Source organism: Mycolicibacterium vinylchloridicum (assembly GCF_013404075.1).
In the GTDB taxonomy this organism is placed as follows: domain Bacteria; phylum Actinomycetota; class Actinomycetes; order Mycobacteriales; family Mycobacteriaceae; genus Mycobacterium; species Mycobacterium vinylchloridicum.
The window spans coordinates 143,772-165,432 of the sequence record NZ_JACBJQ010000007.1; the positions used below are offsets into that span (position 1 = coordinate 143,772).

17 protein-coding genes are annotated in these 21,661 nt (G+C 66.6%); 8 read left to right on the forward strand and 9 right to left on the reverse strand.

All coding sequences use genetic code 11. The annotated features are described in order from the left end of the window. Positions 1–69: 69 nt before the first annotated feature. Both HPC46_RS08805 and HPC46_RS08810 read left to right on the forward strand, forming a co-directional pair. On the forward strand, positions 70–1,017 hold the full coding sequence (locus HPC46_RS08805) for a PE-PPE domain-containing protein (RefSeq protein WP_179468829.1): 948 nt from the start codon (positions 70–72) through the stop codon (positions 1,015–1,017). A 43-nt stretch (positions 1,018–1,060) separates the two neighbouring features. Next, positions 1,061–2,416 (forward strand): HNH endonuclease signature motif containing protein, encoded by a 1,356-nt coding sequence (locus tag HPC46_RS08810; RefSeq protein ID WP_179468831.1) that lies wholly within the window; start codon positions 1,061–1,063, stop codon positions 2,414–2,416. Here HPC46_RS08810 and aldR read toward each other — a convergent pair. After that, positions 2,413–2,928, reverse strand: coding sequence for an HTH-type transcriptional regulator AldR (gene aldR, locus HPC46_RS08815; RefSeq protein WP_179468833.1), 516 nt, complete (start codon positions 2,926–2,928; stop codon positions 2,413–2,415). The two genes, HPC46_RS08810 and aldR, sit on opposite strands and share 4 nt — an antisense overlap. 94 nt (positions 2,929–3,022) lie before the next feature. Here aldR and ald point away from each other — a divergent pair, with 94 nt between their 5' ends. Beyond that, positions 3,023–4,138 (forward strand): alanine dehydrogenase, encoded by a 1,116-nt coding sequence (ald, locus tag HPC46_RS08820; protein ID WP_179468835.1) that lies wholly within the window; start codon positions 3,023–3,025, stop codon positions 4,136–4,138. A gap of 75 nt (positions 4,139–4,213) precedes the next feature. Here ald and HPC46_RS08825 read toward each other — a convergent pair whose 3' ends face one another. From HPC46_RS08825 to rpsO, 7 genes are all read right to left on the reverse strand, one after another. Further along, a complete protein-coding gene (locus HPC46_RS08825) occupies positions 4,214–5,014 on the reverse strand; it encodes a VOC family protein (protein ID WP_179468837.1) in 801 nt (266 codons plus the stop codon). 79 nt (positions 5,015–5,093) lie between these two features. Continuing rightward, positions 5,094–5,483, reverse strand: coding sequence for a YchJ family protein (locus HPC46_RS08830; protein WP_179468839.1), 390 nt, complete (start codon positions 5,481–5,483; stop codon positions 5,094–5,096). A 9-nt stretch (positions 5,484–5,492) separates the two neighbouring features. Continuing rightward, positions 5,493–6,407, reverse strand: coding sequence for a class A beta-lactamase (gene bla / locus HPC46_RS08835; protein ID WP_179468841.1), 915 nt, complete (start codon positions 6,405–6,407; stop codon positions 5,493–5,495). Beyond that, positions 6,404–7,429: a nitronate monooxygenase gene (locus HPC46_RS08840; protein ID WP_179468843.1), complete on the reverse strand. Its 1,026-nt coding sequence runs from the start codon at positions 7,427–7,429 to the stop codon at positions 6,404–6,406. Before HPC46_RS08840 ends, bla begins: the two co-directional genes overlap by 4 nt. 2 nt (positions 7,430–7,431) lie before the next feature. After that, entirely contained in the window at positions 7,432–8,814 is a 1,383-nt protein-coding gene (locus HPC46_RS08845) for a M16 family metallopeptidase (protein ID WP_407665481.1), read from the reverse strand. Next, the gene (locus HPC46_RS08850; RefSeq protein WP_179468845.1) at positions 8,792–11,038 is read right to left on the reverse strand and encodes a polyribonucleotide nucleotidyltransferase; all 2,247 of its coding nucleotides are present in this window, start codon (positions 11,036–11,038) and stop codon (positions 8,792–8,794) included. The genes HPC46_RS08845 and HPC46_RS08850 overlap by 23 nt, the downstream gene beginning before the upstream one ends. Positions 11,039–11,338: 300 nt before the next feature. After that, on the reverse strand, positions 11,339–11,608 hold the full coding sequence (rpsO, locus tag HPC46_RS08855; protein WP_005148712.1) for a 30S ribosomal protein S15: 270 nt from the start codon (positions 11,606–11,608) through the stop codon (positions 11,339–11,341). 170 nt (positions 11,609–11,778) lie between these two features. On the opposite strand from rpsO, the gene HPC46_RS08860 reads away from it, so the two are divergent. Together HPC46_RS08860 and HPC46_RS08865 are read left to right on the forward strand one after the other, a co-directional pair. Continuing rightward, the gene (locus tag HPC46_RS08860; RefSeq protein ID WP_179468847.1) at positions 11,779–12,129 is read left to right on the forward strand and encodes an ArsR/SmtB family transcription factor; all 351 of its coding nucleotides are present in this window, start codon (positions 11,779–11,781) and stop codon (positions 12,127–12,129) included. After that, positions 12,120–12,605, forward strand: a complete 486-nt coding sequence (locus HPC46_RS08865; protein WP_179468849.1) for an SRPBCC family protein — start codon at positions 12,120–12,122, stop codon at positions 12,603–12,605. The genes HPC46_RS08860 and HPC46_RS08865 overlap by 10 nt, the downstream gene beginning before the upstream one ends. 6 nt (positions 12,606–12,611) lie before the next feature. Here the strand turns inward: HPC46_RS08865 and HPC46_RS08870 are convergent, their stop codons facing one another. Further along, positions 12,612–13,589 (reverse strand): bifunctional riboflavin kinase/FAD synthetase, encoded by a 978-nt coding sequence (locus HPC46_RS08870; protein WP_179468851.1) that lies wholly within the window; start codon positions 13,587–13,589, stop codon positions 12,612–12,614. Positions 13,590–13,669: 80 nt separating this feature from the next. Here HPC46_RS08870 and mntR point away from each other — a divergent pair, with 80 nt between their 5' ends. The 3 genes from mntR to HPC46_RS08885 all read left to right on the forward strand — a co-directional run bounded on the left by mntR (position 13,670) and on the right by HPC46_RS08885 (position 21,661). Next, complete coding sequence (gene mntR, locus HPC46_RS08875; protein WP_179468853.1) at positions 13,670–14,374, forward strand: manganese-binding transcriptional regulator MntR; 705 nt, start codon at positions 13,670–13,672, stop codon at positions 14,372–14,374. Positions 14,375–14,474: 100 nt separating this feature from the next. Continuing rightward, entirely contained in the window at positions 14,475–15,539 is a 1,065-nt protein-coding gene (locus HPC46_RS08880; RefSeq protein WP_179468855.1) for a protein kinase family protein, read from the forward strand. Continuing rightward, positions 15,539–21,661: an AAA family ATPase gene (locus HPC46_RS08885; RefSeq protein ID WP_179468857.1), complete on the forward strand. Its 6,123-nt coding sequence runs from the start codon at positions 15,539–15,541 to the stop codon at positions 21,659–21,661. The genes HPC46_RS08880 and HPC46_RS08885 overlap by 1 nt, the downstream gene beginning before the upstream one ends.

Below are 21,661 nucleotides of genomic sequence, written 5' to 3' on the forward strand. Positions count from 1 at the left end.
AGGCCAATGCAGCAAACACCCCTCACAGCACGTCGGCAGGTCCTACCATTTGCTGAGGGGAGGTCGGGGATGATCAAACAAGCCGGTTTGGCCGCGATGATGAGTGCCGCACTCATCGCGACGGCACCGATCAGCAATGCCGCAACCGTGCTGACACTCGAGGGCGGCCTGGTCGGGTTGCAGCACATCTGGCATTTCACGCCAACGCAGTTGCAGGGCGATCCGTGCAAGTCGCCCAACCACTGTCAGCCCGTCGACTACTTCGCATTTCCCGGCGGCGCCTACACCGATCAGGGTGCGGAGAAGGTCGTGCAGGCGATCGATGCCCTGCCCGACGACGAGCAAATCGTGCTGTTCGGGCACAGCCAGGGCGGTCAGGTCGTGTACTCCGATCTGCGCCGGTTTGCCGCCGACCCCGCCAATGCCCCGGATCCGTCGCGGCTGACGTGGATATCGATCGGCAACCCCGAGAACTCGTACGGGGGCCGGCGGGGCAAGACCGAGTCCGCCACCGATCCGTGGCTACCGCCCGACACCGCGTACCAGGGCACCGAGGTCATTCGGCAGTACGACGGGTGGGCTGACTGGCCCGACGATCCCCGCAATCTGCTCGCGGTCGCCAACGCCGTCGTCGGGATGTTCTCGATCCACACCGACTACCGGCAGGTCGATCTCGACGATCCGAACAACGTCCGCTTCACACCCGAGGTGAACGGCCAGCCGGGCAACGTCACCTATGTCTGGGCGCCCACGAAGACGCTGCCGCTGGTCGCATGGGCCGGGCCGTTCGCCCCCGCACTGGACAACGCGCTGCGCCCGATCGTCGAGAAGGGCTACCACCGGCCCGTGGATATCCCGGATCCGACCCCGCCGTCGTCGTCGACTGCCGTCAAGCAAGCTCAGAAGACCGCCGCAACGAAATCCATAGGCTCACCCAAGCGCGCCGGCGATCGGCACGCGACCCCATCGACCAGCCAGCGAAAGGCGAAAGGTTCGACGGCCTCCTCGGCTCGGTGACGCCGACCAAAACTTGTCGGTGCTTCGAACTATTGTTCGATACATGAGTTCGATCGATGGATTGTTGGATGCGCTCGACGATGTCGTCGCGTCCATCGCTGCGGTCGATCTGGAGACGGTGCCCCCGGCGGAGCGGTTTGCGGTGTTGGAGCGGTTGGAGACCGCCCGGCGTCGTCAGGTCGCGGTGGCGCATGCCGGGGTGGCCAAGTTGGAGCGGTTCGAAGGGTGCCCGCCGGTCGGAATTGCGTTGGCGGATGTGTTGCGGGTCAGCCCGCGCGAGGCCAAGCGAAGGATGCGTGATGCCGCGCAGCTGACGCCGCGGACCACATTGACGGGTGAGCCGTTGGCGCCGGTGTTGCCCGAAACATCGGAAGCGTGGCACTCGGGGCAACTCGACGGTGAACATCTGCGGGTGATCCAGAAGTTCTTCCGGGACCTGCCCGATCACGTGCCGCCGGCCGAGGTGGACAAGGCCGAACACTCGCTGGCTGAGAAGGCGGCGGTGCTGCGCCCGGATCAGTTGGAGCGGGTCGCCCACCGGTTGGCGTTGCATCTGAATCCTGACGGCACGTTCTCTGATGAGGATCGGGCGCGCAAGCGGGGGTTCGTGTGGATTGGTGGCCAGCAGGTGGACGGGATGAGTGTCGGGCGGTTGATCGCCGACCCGGAACTGCGTGCCGAGTTGGATGCCTGGTTCGCGAAGTTCGCCGCTCCGGGGATGTGCAATCCGGAGAATCCGACCCTCACCCCGACCGATGAAGCCGTCGAGCGTGATCTGCGTAGCTATGGGCAGCGTCAGCACGATGCGCTCAAAGCCCTGGTGCGCGGCCAGCTCGGGGATCCGAAGTTCGGTCAGCACAACGGCTTACCCGTCACGGTCATTGCGACCGCCACCGTGCAGGACCTCCAGAACAAGGCCGGGCACGCCGTGACCGCAGGCGGCACACTGCTGCCGATCCCGGACCTGATCCGCATGGCCGCCCATGCCTTCCACTACCTGGCCCTGTTCGACGGGGTGAACGGACGCGCCCTGTGGTTGGGCCGCACCAAACGGATCGCGTCAGCCGATCAGCGAATCATGCTGCACGGCAAGGATCGTGGCTGCACCCGACCCGGATGTGACGCCCCCGGCTATCACAGCGGCGTCCATCACGCCGCCAAGGACTGGAAATACGGCGGCAACACCGATATCGAAGATCTGACGCTGGCCTGCCCACCGGATAACCAACTCGTCGAAACCGGCGGCTGGGCCACCCGCCAACTCCCCAATGGGCAAACCGAATGGATCCCACCACCCGGGCTCCCCATGCTCAGAGGCGGCGTCAACGACTACCACCACCCAGAACGCCTACTGGACAACGACTCCGACCCGCCAGCCGACGATGCAGGCGCCGCCTAGAGCGGCGCGGCGCCCCGCAGGTGCTCGAAGATCAGCGACGTCTGCGTGCCGGCCACGTCGGCGTCGGCGTTGAGATTCTCGACGACGAACGAGCGCAGGTCGTCAGTGTCGCGGGCGGCGACGTGAATGATGAAGTCGTCGGCGCCGGCCAGGAAGTAGACGTCCATCACCTGCGGCTTGCGCCGGATCTGCTCGATGAAGGTGCCGATCTTGCCGCGGGCATTCGATTGCAGGCTCACCGAGATCATCGCCTGTAGGGAGAGCCCGATCGCGGACGGGTCGATATCGGTGTAGAAACCGCGGATCACACCGAGGTCCTGCAGTCGCCGCACCCGCCCATGACAGGTCGACGGGGCGATGCCGACGGAGTCGGCCAGCGCGCTGTTCGAGATGCGCGCATCGGCGTGCAATGCCGCCAGAATCCGCCGGTCGACGTCGTCGAGGTCTGCGCTCCGAACATCCTTCGGCGCACCCGTCGAACGGCCACCAATTTTCGTCGATCCTTCAGTCATAGCGCAAGTTTAGTGAATCTTTGTCGTCCTGATTGCCATCTCATCGATAGTTCTTCACAATTCTTACAAGCCAATTCCCGAACTAGGAGCGATCATGCGTGTCGGCATCCCGACCGAGATCAAGAACAACGAGTACCGCGTCGCCATCACCCCGGCCGGCGTGTCCGAGCTGGTCCGCCGTAAACACGAGGTGCTCGTGCAGGCCGGCGCCGGCGAGGGATCAGCGATCCACGACGCCGATTTCAAGGCCGCCGGCGCGCAGATCATCAACAGCGCCGATCAGGTGTGGGCCGAGGCCGATCTGCTGCTGAAGGTCAAGGAGCCCATCGAGCCCGAGTACTCGCGGATGCGCAAGGGCCAGACCCTGTTCACCTACCTGCATCTGGCCGCGTCCCGGCCGTGCACCGACGCTCTGCTCGCGTCGGGCACCACGTCGATCGCCTACGAGACCGTCCAGACCGCCGATGGCGCGCTGCCGCTGCTGGCCCCGATGAGTGAGGTCGCCGGCCGGCTGTCCGCTCAGGTCGGTGCCTATCACCTGATGCGCACCCAGGGCGGCCGCGGAGTGCTCATGGGCGGCGTCCCCGGTGTCGCCCCGGCCAAAGTCGTCGTGATCGGCGGCGGGATGGCCGGTGACAACGCCGCCGCCGTCGCCTGGGGTATGGGCGCGCACGTCACCGTGTTCGACCTCAACGTCAACATCCTGCGCAAGATCGACGCCGAGTACGGCGGCGCCATCGAGACGCGCTACTCCTCGCGGCTCGATCTCGAGGACGCGGTCAAGCAGGCGGACCTGGTGATCGGCGCGGTTCTGGTGCCGGGCGCCAAGGCACCCAAGCTGGTGACCAATGCGACTGTGGCACAGATGAAGCCGGGCGCGGTCCTGGTCGACATCGCCATCGACCAGGGTGGCTGCTTCGAAGATTCCAAGCCCACCACGCACGACGATCCGACGTTCCGCGTGCACGATGCGGTCTTCTACTGCGTCGCGAACATGCCCGGCGCCGTGCCGCGCACATCGACCTACGCACTGACCAACGCCACGATGCCCTACGTGATCAAGCTTGCCGACAAGGGCTGGCAGGACGCGTGCCTGTCCGACCCGGCGCTGGCCAAGGGCCTGTCGACCCATCAGGGCCACCTGCTCAACCACGAGGTCGCCCACGACCTCGAACTGCCCTACACGGATCCGGCCGGCTTGCTGGCCTGAAAACCTTTGTGAGCCAACGGCTCACCTGCTAACAGCGGACCGGGATAGCTCATCGAGCGTCCCGGTTCGTTGGTTTCAGGCCATCTCCGCCGGTGGATGTCCCAGGCAGATCAGCGCTCCCAGTGGGTCGCGCAACACCGCCAGGGTGCCCCACGGGGTGTCCTCGCCGGGCATCATGATCTCCGCACCGAGGGCCTCGGCCTTCTTCACCGTCGCGGTCACGTCGTCGACGGTGATGTACACCTGCCAGAACGACGGGACCTCGGCGGGAAACAGCTTGGCGGCGTCCATGATTCCCGAATAGGCGCTCTCGCCGGCGAAGACCTGCCCGTAGCGGTCGGGCCCGATGGCATTCGGGTCGCCGCCGGTTCCGATCTCCTCGATGCGGGTGTCGAGAATGGTCCGGTAGAACGCCAGCGATGCGTCGTAGTCCTTGCTCTGGCATTCGAACCAATAGGGCGTGCCGTGTTCACCCCACTCGGTGAAGCCGGGATGCGTGCCGGGTTGCCAGAATCCGGTGACGGCACCGGCCGGGTCGACGACCACCATCATCGAGCCCAGGTCACCGACGGGCATCGGCGGCACCATCACCGTCGCGCCCGCGGCCTGCGCAGCTGCGACCGTGGCGTCGCCGTCAGTGGTGTGCAGGTACACCGACCAGATATTCGCCGGGCCGGCCTCGTCCATCACCGGGAGCAGCCCGGCGACCCGTTTTCCGTTGCGGGTGAAGTTCTGGTAGCCGCCGAACTCGGGATTCGCCGGCCCCTCCAGCTCCCAGCCGAAGATCTCGCCATAGAACTGCGCGGCCCGCGCGGGATCACTGCTCATCAAGTCGAACCAGATGGGCGCCCCGACGGGGGCGGCGTATTCAGGCACGATGCATCCTTTCGGCTGACTTTTCACACGGTCCTCAGTACTGACACGCGGCGGGCTCAAAACTCATCGCGGCCGATGGTCAGTCGAAGAGATCCCCATCGACGTAGAACCAGCGCCGGGCCCGTACGGCGAACCGGGACCGCTCGTGCAGCGTCCCATTCCCGCGCCCGTCCCGGTAGTGCGCCCGGAATTCGACCTCCCCGGTCTGGTCCTCGCTCCGGCCGTCGACGGTGTCGAGGATCTCCAAGCCGGTCCACTGCAGCCCGCTATCCGACGTGACGACGGCCGGGCGGGTACGCGGATGCCAGGTCTGCCAGACGTAGTCGAGGTCGCCGACGGCGTAGGCGCTGTACCGCGACCGCATCAGCTGTTCGGCGGTCGAAGCCTGACGCTCACCCCGGTGCAGCGCCAGACAACAGCGACCAAACGGCTCACCGGACCCGCAGGGGCACGCATCGCTCGCCTGCATCCGGTGCGTCTACCCCTGGCCACGCAGCGTGGGCAGGATCAACGTCGCCACCTCCGCGACGAGGTCGCGCAGCGCAGGCGCGTTCGCATCGTCCGATAGCGTGCGTGTCATGATCGCCAGCAGGAAGCGTTCGCCATTGGGCCCGAACGCGATTCCGACGTCGTTGGTGCTGGCATAGTCACCGGATCCGGTCTTGTCCGCGGTGGTCCAGCCCGGCGGCAGACCCGCTCGCATGCTGGAGGTGGTGTTGGCGCGCATCCAGTCTTCGAGCTGCTTACGATGCGGCGCGTCGAGCACGTCACCGGTGAGCACCGCCACGATGCCGCCGCCCAGTGCCCGCGGGGTGCTGGTGTCCCGGGGATCGCCCGGCAGCGCCGAATTCAGTTCGGTCTCCCAGCGATCCAGCCGGCTGCGGTCGTCGCCGATCGAGCGGGCGAACGCGGTGATCGCCGGCGGACCCCCGATCACCCGCAACAACACGTTGGCCGCGGTGTTGTCACTGACCTGCAGTGCTGCCGCGCACAGATCCGAAAGTGCCATCTGTTTACCGACATTCGGCTCGGTGCGCGGGGAATTCGCCCTCAGCAGCTCCGGATCGACCAGCGCGGTGTTGGTGAGCTGTAGCTCCCCTGCCTGAGCCTTCTGCAGCACCCGGGCCGCGAGATAGGCCTTGAACGTCGAGCACATCGCGAACGGATCACCGTCGCGGTGCGCCACCGTCAGCTTCGAATCGAGGTTCTGGGCGTACAGACCGACAAATGCGTTGTGCCGCTTCTCCAGCGCCCCGATCCGCTGCTCGATCGGCGGCAACGGTTCAGCCGGGTCACTCAGTGTCGGGCGCGCCGGTGCGGTCTTGTCACCACATGCACTGAGGACGGTCAGCGCCGCACCGACGACGAGTAAGCGACGACGCGAGAGGTTCATCGAACCTCCCCGGCCAATGCCGCGACGATATCGGCGGCGCTGCCCCCGCGGGTGCGCCGCCACGACGTGCCTGCCCACAGATTGGTGCCGTGCGGATCCCCTGCCGCGACCGCCGCCCGGCGCAGGGGGCCGGTCATCTGGTTGACCTCCGGATAGCCCAGCGGAGCCACATCGTCATAGCGCCGGGTGAAGTCGTTGGCCAATCCGCGCGCATAGCGTCCCGAAAATGCCCGCGTCACCACGGTTTCGGTGAAATGTTCATCGGTCAGCGCGGCGCGGTGGGCACCGTTGGTCCCGGCCTCGTCGGCCAGCAGGAAGGCGGTACCGGCCTGCGCCGCGGCGGCTCCAGAGTCCAGTACCCGCTTCACATCGGCCGCACCCGCCAGGCCCCCCGCTGCGATCACCGGCACGTCGTGGGCCGCGGTGATCGCGGCCAGCAGCGCGTCCAGTGGATCATCGCCGAGGGAAGCGACCGGGTCGAACGTGCCACGATGACCGCCCGCCTCCGGGCCTTGCACCACCAGAGCGTCCGCGCCCGCGGCCACCGCCACACCTGCCTCAGCCAGGCTTGTCACGGTCACCGCGGTCAGCACACCGCGGTCACGCAGGCGGCCAAGGATTTCCGCGGCCGGGCACCCGAACGTGAACGAGGCCACCTCGGGCGCAAGGTCGGCGACCACGTCGAGTTTGGCCTGCCACCCGTCGTCGTCGGGCTTGGCTGCCGCGACCTCGGCGCCATAGTGTTCGGCCAGCGGGACCAGCAGGTCGCGGTAGCGCTCCAGCGCATCGGGCGTGGCGGCAGACGGTTGCGGCACAAAGATGTTCACGCCGATCGCGGCCGTCGTGAGCGCGCGCGCAGCGGTGATGATCTCGGCGAATGCGTCGGCGCTCAGATAGCCTGCCGCCACGAAGCCCAGACCACCGGCATTGGACACCGCTGCCGCCAGGGCCGGTGTACTCGGACCGCCTGCCATTGGTGCACCGAGAATGGGTACCGCCAAATCCTGCAGGCCGAACGTCACGACTAGCTCCTGATGGTCCGAAGTGGCTGTGGCAGAGAGCGTTTCGACTTATACGGACCGAGTACGGCACCGCCGAACGGCTTGGTCAGCACCCGGCGGGCGATCGCGTTGACCTCGTCGACAGTCACCTCGTCGATGCGCTGCAGCGTGGTGGAGATACTGCGATATTCGCCGTAGTTGAGCTCACTGCGGCCCAGCCGATGCATCCGCGATGCGGAATCCTCCAGGCCGAGCACCAGGCCGCCGCGGATCGACCCTTTCGCGATCCGGCATTCCGCTTCGGTGATGCCGTCGCGTGCCACGCCTTCGAGAACCTCGGTGGTCAACCGCACCACCTCGTCGAATCGCTCCGGAAGGCAAGCCGCATACACCGACAATGCCCCGGTATCGGAGAACGTGTCAACCGACGAGAACACCGAGTACGCCAGGCCCCGGCTTTCTCGAATCTGTTGGAAAAGCCGTGAACTCAGGCCACCGCCCAGGGCGGTGTTGAGCACCGATAGCGCCCAGCGGTGCGGCCAGTGCCGGCCGGGAACCCGCACGCCCAGCGACAGATGGGTCTGTTCCGCGTCGCGGTTGATCAGCGCCAGGGCGGGCTGGCTGGTCAGCCGGCCGGTGCCCTTGCGCGGCGGTTGCGGGGTGCGGCCCTTCTCTAGATGACCCGCGAAGTGCCTGCGCACCAGCCTGACCACCTCGCCGTGGTCGACGTTTCCGGCTACCGCCACGACCATCCGCTCCGGGGTGTACCGGCGGACGTGGAAAGAATGCAGCTGCGCGCGCGTCATATCGGACACCGAGTCGACGCTGCCGATGACCGGCCGGCCGACGGGGTGCTCGCCGAACATCGCCGTCAGGAAGACATCTCCGAGAGTGTCTTCGGGGTCGTCGTCGCGCATCGCGATCTCTTCGAGCACCACGTCGCGTTCGAGTTCGACGTCATGGGCGGCGCACACGCCGTTGAGCACGACGTCGGAGACCATGTCGAGGGCCAGCTCCAGGTCGTCGTCCAGGACGTGCGCGTAGTAGCAGGTGTGTTCCTTGGCGGTGAACGCGTTCAGTTCGCCGCCGACGGCGTCAATGGATTGTGCGATCTCGACGGCGGTGCGGGTCGGCGTCGCCTTGAACAGCAGGTGCTCCAGGAAGTGCGCGGCGCCGGCGACGGTCGGGCCTTCGTCGCGCGAACCGACGTTGACCCAGATACCGACCGACGCCGACCGCACCGACGGGACGAACTCGGTGACGACCCGCAGTCCGCCGGGAAGTACGGTGCGCCGCACCGCAACCGGCGTCTCGCTGTCGAGACGCCGGCCGCGGCGAAGTGCAGTGTTGATCCCCTGGTCGCTGCGCTCCTGCCCGCCGGACTCAGCTGCTGGCGGTCGCGGCATCGGCATCAACAGGAGCCGGTGCGTCTTCGGGAGCGGCTGGCGCGTCCTCGTCAACCAGGACCAGAGAGATCTTGCCGCGGTTGTCGATGTCGGCGATCTCGACGCGGAGCTTGTCGCCGACCTTGGCCACATCCTCGACCTTGGCGATGCGCTTGCCGCGGCCCAGCTTGCTGATGTGCACCAGGCCGTCGCGACCCGGCAGCAGCGAGACGAAGGCACCGAAGTCGGTGGTCTTCACCACGGTTCCGAGGAACCGCTCGCCAACCTTGGGCAGCTGCGGGTTGGCGATGGCGTTGATCATGTCGATCGCCGCCTGCGCCGACGGGCCGTCGGTGGCGCCGACGAACACGGTGCCGTCGTCCTCGATGGAGATCGACGCGCCGGTCTGCTCGGTGATCGAGTTGATCATCTTGCCCTTGGGGCCGATGACCTCGCCGATCTTGTCCACCGGCACCTTGATGGCGGTGACGCGAGGTGCGTACGGGCTCATCTCGTCAGGCTCGTCGATGGCCTCGGCCATCACCTCGAGGATCGTCAGGCGAGCGTCCTTGGCCTGCGCGAGAGCACCGGCCAGCACCTGCGACGGGATGCCGTCGAGCTTGGTGTCCAACTGCAGAGCGGTGACGAAGTCCTTCGTGCCTGCGCACTTGAAGTCCATGTCGCCGAAGGCATCCTCGGCACCGAGGATGTCGGTCAGTGTGACGAAGCGGCGTTCACCATCGACGTCGTCGGACACCAGGCCCATGGCGATACCGGCGACCGGGGCCTTCAGCGGCACACCGGCGTTCAGCAGCGACAGCGTCGACGCACAGACCGAACCCATCGAGGTGGAACCGTTGGAGCCCAACGCTTCCGACACCTGGCGGATCGCGTACGGGAACTCTTCGATGCTCGGCAGCACCGGCATCAGAGCACGCTCGGCGAGCGCGCCGTGGCCGATCTCGCGGCGCTTGGGCGAGCCGACGCGGCCGGTCTCACCGGTCGAGAACGGCGGGAAGTTGTAGTGATGCATGTAGCGCTTGGAGGTCTCCGGTCCCAGCGAGTCGATCTGCTGAGCCATCTTGACCATGTCCAGCGTGGTGACACCCATGATCTGGGTTTCGCCACGCTCGAACAGCGCGCTGCCGTGCGCCCGCGGGATGACCGCGACCTCGGCCGACAGGGCGCGGATGTCGGTGACACCGCGGCCGTCGATACGGAAGTGGTCGGTCAGGATGCGCTGGCGCACAAGCTTCTTGGTCAGCGAGCGGTAGGCCGCGCCGATTTCCTTCTCGCGCCCGGCGAATGTCTCGCTGAGCTCGCCGAGGACCTCGTGCTTGATCTCGTCGGTGCGCTCGTCGCGCTCGTGCTTGCCGGCGATGGTGAGCGCCTGCGAGAGCGCCTCGGAGGCCACGTGCGCGACGGCCGCGTAGACATCGTCCTGGTAGTCCGGGAACAGCGGGTAATCGGCGACCGGCTTGGCGGCCTTGTCGGCCAACGCCTGCTGCGCATCGCACAGTGCGGCGATGAACGGCTTGGCGGCTTCGAGGCCTTCGGCCACCACAGCCTCGGTCGGTGCGCCGGCGCCGTCGGCGATGAGCTCGATGACATTGTCGGTGGCCTCGGCCTCGACCATCATGATGGCGACGTCGTCGCCCGCCTTACGGCCGGCAACGACCATGTCGAACACCGCACGCTCGAGCTGCTCGACCGTCGGGAAGGCAACCCACTGGCCGTCGATCAGGGCGACGCGGACGCCGCCGACCGGTCCGGAGAACGGCAGACCGGAAATCTGGGTGGAGGCCGACGCGGCGTTGATCGCCAGCACGTCGTACAGATCCTTGGGATCCAGGCTCAGGATCGTGACCACGACCTGGATCTCGTTACGCAGGCCCGAGATGAACGTGGGGCGCAGCGGGCGGTCGATCAGCCGGCAGGTCAGGATCGCGTCCGTGGACGGCCGGCCCTCGCGGCGGAAGAACGAGCCGGGGATGCGCCCCGCGGCGTACATCCGCTCCTCGACGTCGATGGTCAGCGGAAAGAAGTCGAAATGATCTTTGGGGGACTTGCTGGCGGTGGTCGCGCTCAGCAGCATGGTCTCGTCGTCGAGGTAGGCGACGACGGCGCCGGCGGCCTGCTGGGCCAGCCGGCCGGTCTCGAAACGAATGGTGCGGGTGCCGAAGCTCCCGTTGTCGATGACGGCGGTCGACTCGAAGACGCCTTCGTCGGTTTCAGCTACAGACATGGATGTCCGTTCAGCCTTTCTGAGTTCACTGTTCAGCTGTTTCGCGTCATCACAGATGAACCCAGGTAGACCTGAGCACTACGAGGCTTGGGCCTGGTTGCGGCTACGGCCGTCGATCGAAGCGGCCGGGCTCTCCCCAGTTCTTTGGGGCCCGGCAGCCACTACCGAAGACCGCCCGCGCAGGGAAGCTTCGCTGTGACACGCAGGAACGGGACACGCGGATATGCATGAACCGCACCCGATGTTTGAGCCGGAAAACGGCTCACAACGGCCCCTATGTTACACGGCGGGGTGTTGCGCTCAGCGGCGCAGACCCAGCCGCTCGATCAGCGAGCGGTAGCGCGCGACGTCGAGGTCGGCGACGTACTTGAGCAGCCGGCGGCGACGGCCGACCAGCAGCAGCAGCCCGCGTCGCGAGTGGTGGTCGTGCTTGTGCTGCTTGAGGTGCTCGGTGAGGTCGGCGATGCGCTTGGTCAGCAGCGCCACCTGGGCTTCCGGCGAACCGGTGTCGGTCTCGTGCAGACCGTACTGGCCCAGGATTTCCTTCTTCTGCTCGGCAGTCAGCGCCACGAAAACATCTCCATCAAATCGGTGCCGCGTGTGGGGACTCACGGGCGTGACCACCGCGGACTGCAGTACACGCCAGGTTGGCCACTCTAGCAGCGGGTACGGCGGGAACCGAAATCGCGAAAGGTCGACGCCCTTGACAACATACAACCATTTGGTTGTATGTTGGTCAGGTGACCGTAGACCAGGAGGACCGGGCAGACGCCCTGTTCCATGCGCTGGCCGATCGGACCCGGCGCGACATCATGCGCCGTGCGCTGGCCGGCGAGCACTCGGTGTCCGCCCTGGCGACGAAGTACGACATGAGCTTCGCCGCCGTGCAGAAACACGTCGTCGTGCTGGAGAAAGCCGGCCTGATCCACAAGCGGCGCAGCGGCCGCGAGCAGCTGGCCAGTGGTGACGTGACAGCCGTGCGCTCGGTGGCGGCCATGCTCGCCGAGTTGGAGCTCCTCTGGCGGGGGCGCATCGGTCGCATCGACGAACTCATCGCCATCGAGAACAAGGAGACTGAACAATGCCCGTGACCGACGTCCAGCACGATGCCGAGAATCTGACGCTGACCATCACCGCCGAGTTCGCCGCTCCGGTGCAGCGGATCTGGCAGGTGTACGCCGACCCACGCCAGCTGGAGAAGGTGTGGGGACCGCCCACGCACCCGGCGACGTTCGTCGACCACAGCCTCACCCCGGGAAGCCGGGTCACCTATTACATGACCGGCCCGGACGGCGAGAAATACGCCGGCTACTGGGACATCACGAGCGTCGACGAACCGACGAGCTTCGCGTTCCGTGACGGCTTCGCCGACGCCGACTTGAACCCGAATCCCGACATGCCGGTCTCGGAGAACACCTACACCTTCACCGAGCACAATGGCGGTACCCGTGCGGTCTACGTCGCCAAGTTCGCGTCCGCCGAAGGTCTTCAGCAGGTGCTGGACATGGGTGTGGTCGAGGGTTCGACGCTGGCGATCAACCAGATCGACGACCTGATCGCGTCCTGAGGTTGCTCAGTCCTGAGCCGACAGGATCGCGCGGGCCTTCTCGGTGTCCTTGCCCATCGCCTCGACCAGGTCGTGTACCGAATCGAATTTGAGCTGGCCGCGCAGCCGGGCGACGAAGTCCACCGCCACGTGCTGGCCGTAGAGATCGGCAGCGGTGTCCAGGACGAAGGCCTCGACGGTGCGGGTCCGCCCGGAGAACGTCGGGTTGGTGCCCACCGAGACCGCGGCCTGGTACCGCTCCCCCGGTACCACCGAACCGGTCACCGGGCCGTGGCCCAGCACCGTGAACCAGGCCGCGTAGACGCCGTCGGCCGGGATCGCGGAGTACATCGGCGGGGCGACGTTGGCGGTCGGGAAACCGAGCACCCGCCCGCGCCCGTCACCACGCACGACGACACCTTCGACGCGGTGCGGGCGGCCCAGCGCCTCGGCGGCCGTCACCACGTCACCGGCGTCGACGCAGGACCGGATATAGGTCGACGAGAACGTGACGGTCTCGCTCTGGTGATGTTCGGCGACCAGCGACAGGCTCTCGACCGCGAAGCCGAACCGATCGCCGGCCTTGCGCAGGGTCCCGACGTTGCCGGCTGCCTTCTTGCCGAAGGTGAAGTTCTCGCCGACGATCACCTCGACAACGTGCAGCCGCTCCACCAGCAGTTCGTGGATGTAGCGGTCCGGCGTGAGCTTCATGAAATCTGTCGTGAACGGAACGACGAGGAAGACGTCGATGCCCAATTCCTCGGCCAACTCGGCGCGCCGGGCCAGCGTGGTCAGTTGGGCCGGATGGCTGCCGGGGAACACGACTTCCATCGGATGCGGGTCGAACGTCATCAGCACCGTGGGCACACCGCGGGACCGGCCTGCTTTCACCGCACGGGCGATCAGTTCGGCGTGCCCACGATGTACACCGTCGAATACACCGATCGTGACCACACATCGGCCCCAGTCCGAGGGGATCTCGTCCTGTCCGCGCCACCGCTCCACGTCGGCAAGCCTACGGCGCGCGACCGCGGCGAGACACGCGAGATCCCCAGATCAGGTGATGATTGCCTAAACTTTTGGATGTGAGTCCTGACGACAGCCCGAACCCCGGGGTACGCGACCTGACGACGGTCGCCCAGGACTACCTCAAATGCATCTGGAGCGCCCAGGAGTGGTCACGCGACAAGGTCAGCACCAAGCTGCTGGCCGAGCGCATCGGGGTGTCGGCCAGCACGGCCTCGGAGTCGATTCGCAGGCTCGCCGATCAGGGCCTGGTGGACCATGAGAAGTACGGCGCGGTGACGCTGACCGAGCGGGGCCGAGCCGCGGCGCTGGCGGTGGTTCGACGCCACCGCCTGCTGGAGACGTTCCTGATGCGCGAACTCGGCTACGGCTGGGACGAGGTGCATGACGAGGCCGAGATCCTCGAGCACGCCGTCAGCGACATGATGCTCGACCGCATCGACGCAAAGCTGGGATATCCGACCCGCGATCCCCACGGCGACCCCATCCCCTCATCCGACGGTCAGGTACCCACGCCCCCGGCCCGGCAACTGTCGGCATGCGAGAACGGCGAACTCGGCACGGTGGCAAGGATTTCCGATGCCGACCCCGAAATGCTGCGCTACTTCGACACCGTCGGCATCAGCCTGGACTCGCGCCTTCGGGTGCTAGCCCGGCGCGACTTCGCCGGAGTGATCTCCGTGTCGGTCGAGTCATCCGACGGCGCAGCAAACACCGTCGATCTGGGCAGCCCTGCGGCCCAGGCGATCTGGGTCGTCGGCTGAGAAAGCCGCCTGGCAAACATCTTTGCCGGCAGCGGAAATCGCGTGCTCAGCGGCGTGATTCCGTAAAATCTCTCCTATCCATGGGGAGGGACGGGGGCGGATGGCGTGGTTCCCTGCTGATCCGCAGTCGGTGACAGCGGGCTGGCTTAGCGAAATCCTGGGTTCCGAGGTTCGGCATTGCCGACTCGAGCAGATCGGGATCGGAGTCGGACTGCTCGGGCGGCTGTATCGCGCGCATCTCGAGGGCCCCGGTGCGCCGGCGTCGGTCGTGGTGAAATTTCCGACCCTCGACGAGCGAGCCCGGTCCACGGTCTGCGAGGACATGGAGTTCTATCTGCGCGAGACGAGCTTCTACCGCGAGGTCGGACAGGCCAACCCGCTACCGCCGGCCCGGCCGTACTTCGTCGCATTCGACGACGCCACCCACGACTTCGTGCTCGTGCTCGAAGACCTGGGCCGGTTGCGGGTGTCGGATCAGATCGTCGGCTGCACGGTCGCCGATGCCGAGTCGGTGGTCGATGCCATCGCGGGCCATCATGCGTACTGGTGGGAAAGTGAGCGCCTCGCGGAGTACTCCTGGTTGCGGCCGTACACCGATGGCCCGATGCCGCGGGTGGTCGCCCGCAACTTCACGGCGGCCTGGCCCCGTTTCCTGGACACGGTGGGCGCCGACCTGTCCCCCGCGATGAAATCGTTCGGCGAGCGATTCCCGTCCTTGGTGCCGTGGTATCTGCAGCAGATCGCGCGGGCGCCCGGCACGTTCTTGCACGGCGACTTGCGACTCGATCAGTTGTTCTTCGCCGTCGATGCATCCGATGCGCCGGTGACAGCGCTGGACTGGCAGGTCACCTCCGTGGGGCGCGGCGCCTACGACATGGCGTACTTCCTGAGCCAGAGCCTCGCCATCGACACCCGGCGCCGTTGCGAAGCCGACCTGATCCAGCGGTACGCGCAGCGGCTCGCCGAACACGGAATCGCTTATTCTCCAGACGAATTGATGCGGGATTATCGGCTGACGACCGCCTGGTGCTTCGCCTACCCGGTGATCGGCACCGGTCAGGTCGACATCGCCAACGAGCGCCAGCGGCAGCTTCTGCTGACGATGCTCAGCGGCGCCGCGACGGCGATCGAAGACCACGACGCCCTGTCGCTGGGACCGAAATGATGAGCGACTGCACCTCCTGCGGCAGCGCCAACGAACCGGACGCCCGGTTCTGCGAGAGCTGCGGGACTGCCGTGCAGCGCTCATGCGGCGCGTGCGGGGTCACCGCCAGCGCGACGGCGCGATTCTGCCGGGCCTGCGGCGCCGCACTGAATGATCAAGGTGCACAGCAGGTTGCGAACCCGACCCGAAAGACCGTGACAGTTCTGTTCGCCGACCTGGCCGGCTCGACGGCGTTCGAGGAGCTGGTCGATCCCGAAACGGCCCGCGAGGTCATGGGGCAATACCACGAGTTGCTTCGTTCGACCGCGCAGCGCCATCGCGCCGGCGTGACGAAGTACATCGGCGACGGGTTCATGGCGGTGTGGGGCGTGCCCGAGATCGGAGCGGGCGACGCCGGGCACGCGGTCGATGCCGGGGTCGAACTGCAGGAGCGGTTCGTCGGACTGGCCGGCCGGCTGGCGGAGGTGCACGGGGTCGAGCTGGCGTTGCGGGTCGCCGTGAACACCGGCGAAGTCGTGGTCGGGAGCGAGGACGCCGACTTGGTCGGTGATGCGCTGAATGTCGCGGCGAGACTGGAATCCGAGTGCCCGCACGGCCATGTGGTCGTCGGCGAGGAAACGTGGCGATCGACTCGGGGGCGGCATCGCTACGATCCGCGCGGCGCGGTGCAGGTGAAAGGCCGCAGCGCTGCGGTTCCGGTCTATCAATGGGTCGGGCGCGCCGACACCGCGGAGTCCATTCCCTTCGTCGGCCGGTCCACTGAATTACAGCGCCTGCAAGTGGTTTTCGACGACGCAGTCGCCGCGCATGCGGCCCGTCTGGTCACCGTTGTCGGAGATCCCGGTGTCGGCAAGACCCGACTGGCCGGGGAGTTCATCGGCTCACTCGGCGACAGTGTCCGGGTCATCCGCGCGCATTGCGCGGTCGAAGGCAGCCCCGCCCTGGCACCACTGGTCGACGTCTTGCGGACCCGAGACCTCGATCGCGATGTTCCGGCCGATACCACTGAGCGAGAACGGATTCTGCGCGATCTCACCGGGATGACCGCCGGCGTCGCAGGTTCTGTCGAAGAGGCGTTCTGGGCGCTGCGCCGCTACATCGAGGTCCTTGCCACCGACCAGCCTCTGGTCGTCCTGGTCGATGACATCCAGTGGGCGGACACCCTGTTGCTCGATTTCGTCGAGCACCTCGTCGAGTGGGTGCGCGGCACGCCTGTCACACTGATCGCGCTTGCACGACCTGAATTGCGGGAGACCCGAACCGATCTGGTGACCGTCGGCGGTTGGGTCGCCGACGCGCTGCCGCTTCGCGGCCTCGAAGCTCAGGCCACCGCCGAACTCGCCGCGCGCGTACTCGGCAGCGAGCAGCTGCCCGAGGAATTGCTGGCCCGGCTGCCGTCGTCGACGGGCGGCAACCCGCTGTTCGTGCGGGAATTGGTCGGCATGCTCGTCCACGACGGTGTGCTGGTCGCGCAACCCGGCGGCTGGAGCCTGACCGTCGACGTCGATGCCATCTCCGTCCCGCCGACGATCCATGCTCTGCTGGCGTCCCGGTTGGAGCGGCTCACTGCAGCCAACCGCCGGGTGCTCGAAGTCGCCTCGGTGATCGGAACGGACTTCTCCCCCAGTGCGGTGGCGGCGCTGGCCGGCGCCGGCGTTTCCGAGATCATGTCCACTTTGAATCGGCTGCGCCGTCTCGACCTTGCCCAACCGAGCGGTGCATACACCGGCGACGAGCCGGTCTGGCGGTTTCATCACGTTCTCATCCGCGACGTCGCCTATCGCAGGCTGTTGAAGGCCGAGCGCGCCGATCTCCATGAGCGCCTGGCGAATTGGGTGCACGCCGGGGGCGCCAGCGTGGCATTCGAATCCGACGAGGTGATCGCCCGCAATCTCGAAGCGGCCCACGACTACCGGTGCGAACTCGGCCTGCGCGACGGCCACACCGGCGAACTCGCCCTGCGCTCTTCGCGCAACTATCTGGCGTCCTCCCGCCGCGCCCTCGACCGTGACGAACTCGGCTCGGCGGGCAGTCAGGCGGCCCGGGGTGCGTCACTGGCCGCCGCCGACGCCACGCTGCGCGCCGAGCTGCTGATGATCGGCTGCGAGGCGTTGTTGTCCGCCGGCGACGTGGCGGCCGGTGCACCACTGGTCGAAGACTTGGAGAAGGTTGCCGGCCACGAGTTGGCGCCGTGGGCGACCTGCTATCGGTGTCAGCTGCTGGTGTACACCGATCCCACCCGGCTACCCGACGTCGACGAGCGACTCCAGGGGGCGATCGACGAGTTCACCCGGCGCGACGACGCCGCAGGCCTGGCGAAAGCACACCGGGTGCGGGCGGGCGCGCGGGCACGACTCGGACGGATCGGCGATTGCGAAGCCGACCTGTTCGAGGCGCTCATCGCGGCTCGTCGAGGTGGGGACCATCGGCAGATCACCGCGGCGCTGGGTGCCGCTCCCGGCGCCGCGCTGTGGGGACCGAGTCCGGCACCGAAGGCCGGCGGCCGGTGTCTGGATGTGGTTCGGATGCAGCGGATGACGACTGCGACACCGTCCTTGGAGGCCACCTCACTGCGCTGCCTTGCGGTTCTCGAATTGCTGCGCGGCCGACCCGACAAGGCCCGTGCGATGCTGGCTGACGCACGCCAGATCGTCGCCGATCTCGGTCTGCGGCATGGCCTCATGGAAACCGAATTGTTCGCCGGAATCCTCGAATTGATGGTCGGGGATGCGGTGGCCGCCGAGCCACATTTCCACGTCGCATTGGAGGGACTCGGCGCCCTGGGCGTCGGAGCTGACGCCGGCCAGGCCGCCGCGCTGCTGGCCAGATCGGTTCTGGCGCAAGGACGTATCGAGGACGCCGACAACTACGCACGGGAAAGCGAACGCATCGCCGGGCACAATCTGAAGACGGCGATCGCCTGGCGCTCGGTGCGAGCCGAGATCCTCTCGGCCCTGGCGCGGCACGATCAGGCCGTCGCAATGGCCCGGGAAGCGGTCACGGTAGCCGAGGGAACCGACCTCGTGCTCGACCATGCCGATGCGTGCCTGGCGCTCAGCCGGGTGCTGACGGCCGCCGGTGACGAGCGCGCCGCCGCCGATGCCCGCAGCGCAGCACAAGCGCTGTATGCCGCAAAGGATGCGGTGTTCATGGTCGCCCGAACAGTGGATGTCGCAGGATCCGGCGGGTCGCCCAAGCCCGAGAGCGCGACTCCGCCGACACCGGCGACATCCAACCGGGCAAGCCGGATCGCCGACCTCGGCCGTCAGGCTCTGAAGTCTGGAGATCCGGACGCCGTCGTCGCGTTCTACTCCGATCGGATGGTGTACGACGACCGCCGGCGACTCAGCGGCGACCCGATCGAGAGCATCGCCGACCTGCGCAGCTCCACGCAACGTCATCGCGCCCAGTACTCGCGAATCGAGTGGCGGACACTGGCCGTTCGTGGCGAATCGCTGGCGCTCGGCCTCGACACCTGGTCTGACGATTCTGGAAATCAGACAACGACTTTCAACCTTTTCGAGGTCGGCGACGACGGCCTCATCCGCTACCACGCCAGATTCGACGAGGGCGACAGCTACGAGGCATTTCGTGAGCTCGACCAGCGCTACGCCGCCGGGGAAGGTGCCGAATCGCCGGCGTCGACGCGTAACCGACGGCTGACACTGTCCAACCGGGCCAGCGCCGTTGGCGATCGGACGATATCGGCAATGCAGAATCACGATGTCGACGGCACTGTCGGGCTGTGGTCCGACCACTTCGTCTACAACGACCAGCGTCGACTGGGCGGTAACCAGATTCGCGATCGCGCCACCCTGCGCGGCGCGATCGAACGAATATGCCGACAGTACAACCACTTCGAAGCTCGTAATCTGGCCTTCCGGGGAAACAACGTGTACCTGGGCTGGATCTGCTGGTCTGACGATTCCGGCAACGAAGCCAGGTACGTCGGCGTCTACGAGATCAATGCGGACGGATTCGTGTGTTACCACAGCCGTTTCGACGAAGAAGACTTTTGGCCGGCGTACCGGGACATGGAAGCCCGCTACTACGCGGGCGAAGGCGCCCAGTTCGCCGTCAGTGGGCTGGCCGCCGCCGAATGGGTGGTAGGCATCAGCCAGGGTGACATCGAGATGGTCCGTGCCGTCTCTCACCCCGAATTCCGATGGTTTGCACCCCCTTCAGCCCTCAAGGAGAAAGAACGCTCCGTCGATGACATGTTCCGTTGGATGCAGGCTCGGGGAAGCCAGGTTTCGTCTCAACGCCACTGGGTGCCCGCTATTGTGTGGCTCTCCCCCGACTGCAGCGTCGGGCTCGGCGAGATTGAAGGTGTCGGCGCAGACGGCGATGCATATCGGTGGAACTTCCTGTTTGTGGGCGAATGTCGCGCTGGACTGCTGGTGGAAATCACGGAATTCGACACCACCGACGAAGACGCGGCCTTCGCCCATGCCGAGTCGCGGATTACCGCGGGATCAAGCCGTTTCGCGGTGACCAACCACAGCAGCGAGGTCGGCAAAAAGGCAACCGCGGCACTGCAATCCGGTGACTTCGACACCCTGGTCACGCTGTATTCCGATGACATCGTCTACGACGATCACCGGCGGCTCAGCGGTGAACCGATCGTCGGGCCTGCCGGCGTTCGGGCCGCCTCGGAGCGGCTACGCCGACAGTACAGCCGATTCACCCTGCGCACATTGGCCGTTCGGGGCGACAACCACAGCCTTGCCGAATGCTGTTGGTCCGACGAGTCCGGGAACCGGTCCACGGTGTTCATTGTCGGCGAGATCGACGGAGCCGGCCGAGTCGCCTATCAAGGCACCTTCGACGAGGATGCCTTCGACCGCGCCTACCAGGCCCTCGAACACCGCTACTTCGCCAGCCTTGGCCCATCCCGGTCAGCGCTGCGCGAACCGTTGACCGAGCTCATCCTCGCCGAGAATCGCGGCGACCTGGACGGTACGTTCGGGGTATTCGCGCCCGGCCTGCAGATCGAGAGTCGGTCCCGCTCGGTCTTCCCACGACGTACCGTCGCCGAGCTGCGCCAGAGCGTGGAGGCGCTCGGCGCGATGGTGGAGGCCTACCGGGTATGGGGCTCAGCCACCCACTGGGTGTCCGACAACGTGTTCGTCTCACGTCATGAACGCGAGGCCATCGGGCGCGACGGCCAGCCGTTCGAGTGGTCTCGGCTCTACGCCGCACGGATACAGGACGGGCTCATCAACGCGCTGTGCGAATTCGACGTTACGGATGAGGACGCGGCGTTGACCTACGCCGAGGAGCTCGTACGGAGTAGTTCGAGTCGGCTGCCGCTCACCAACTGCGCGAGCGGGGCGACCGAGAGGCTGAGAAGCGCGCTACTGGAAGCCGACTTGCGCAAGGTGGGCGAGTGCTATGCCAGCCGCTTCGTCCTCGACGACAGGCGCCGCCTCAGCGGCGACCCGATCCACGGCGTCGAGGCGATCACCGCGGCCACCGAGCGAGTCCTCCAGCAGTTCAATCACTTCGATCGCCGCACGCTCGCGGTGCGGGGGGAGACCCTCGAGCTCGCCTGGAGCCGATGGTACGACGATACCGGGAACGAGAGCCCGCACCTGCACGTCTTCGAGTTGGACACCGACGGGCGGATCGCCTTCGATATTCGCTTCGATGAGGACGATTTCGAGGGGGCGTACCGAGAACTCGAAGAGCGCTATTACGCCGCCGCGGGAGCGGTGGCCGCCGGATCGGGCATGAACAACGCCGAGTACGTCGCCGCGCTCAACCGGGGCGATTTCGACACGATACTCAACGACCTGAGCCGGCCCGATCTGCGAATCGAGAACCGTTCGCGCTCAGGGTTTCCCGATCGGTCAGCCGCTGAACTTCGAGCCAGCCTCACCGAATTGCAAAACATGGTCGCATCCGTACGCTCCTGGTTCTCGGCCATCTGCTGGCCGACGCCTGAGCTGTTCGTCGGACGGATGGACCGCGAAGGTCTTGGGCACGACGGCGAGCACTTCACCTGGAGCCGGGTCCTTGTCGGCACCTATCGCGACGGGCGTCTGGCCAGGTTGTGCGACTTCGATGCCGAGGACGACGCTGCGGCCTTCAGTTATGCCCAGGATCTGGCGGCGGAGTGA

What these genes read in the sequence shown, in the direction of transcription:
- HPC46_RS08845 (WP_407665481.1), bottom strand. Translation starts at nt 8,814, where the DNA reads ATGCCGCGACCGCCAGCAGCTGAGTCCGGCGGGCAGGAGCGCAGCGAC.
- HPC46_RS08830 (WP_179468839.1), bottom strand. Translation starts at nt 5,483, where the DNA reads ATGCAGGCGAGCGATGCGTGCCCCTGCGGGTCCGGTGAGCCGTTTGGT.
- HPC46_RS08885 (WP_179468857.1), top strand. Translation starts at nt 15,539, where the DNA reads ATGAGCGACTGCACCTCCTGCGGCAGCGCCAACGAACCGGACGCCCGG.
- HPC46_RS08865 (WP_179468849.1), top strand. Translation starts at nt 12,120, where the DNA reads ATGCCCGTGACCGACGTCCAGCACGATGCCGAGAATCTGACGCTGACC.
- ald (WP_179468835.1), top strand. Translation starts at nt 3,023, where the DNA reads ATGCGTGTCGGCATCCCGACCGAGATCAAGAACAACGAGTACCGCGTC.
- HPC46_RS08810 (WP_179468831.1), top strand. Translation starts at nt 1,061, where the DNA reads ATGAGTTCGATCGATGGATTGTTGGATGCGCTCGACGATGTCGTCGCG.
- HPC46_RS08850 (WP_179468845.1), bottom strand. Translation starts at nt 11,038, where the DNA reads ATGTCTGTAGCTGAAACCGACGAAGGCGTCTTCGAGTCGACCGCCGTC.
- HPC46_RS08805 (WP_179468829.1), top strand. Translation starts at nt 70, where the DNA reads ATGATCAAACAAGCCGGTTTGGCCGCGATGATGAGTGCCGCACTCATC.
- bla (WP_179468841.1), bottom strand. Translation starts at nt 6,407, where the DNA reads ATGAACCTCTCGCGTCGTCGCTTACTCGTCGTCGGTGCGGCGCTGACC.
- HPC46_RS08880 (WP_179468855.1), top strand. Translation starts at nt 14,475, where the DNA reads ATGGCGTGGTTCCCTGCTGATCCGCAGTCGGTGACAGCGGGCTGGCTT.
- aldR (WP_179468833.1), bottom strand. Translation starts at nt 2,928, where the DNA reads ATGACTGAAGGATCGACGAAAATTGGTGGCCGTTCGACGGGTGCGCCG.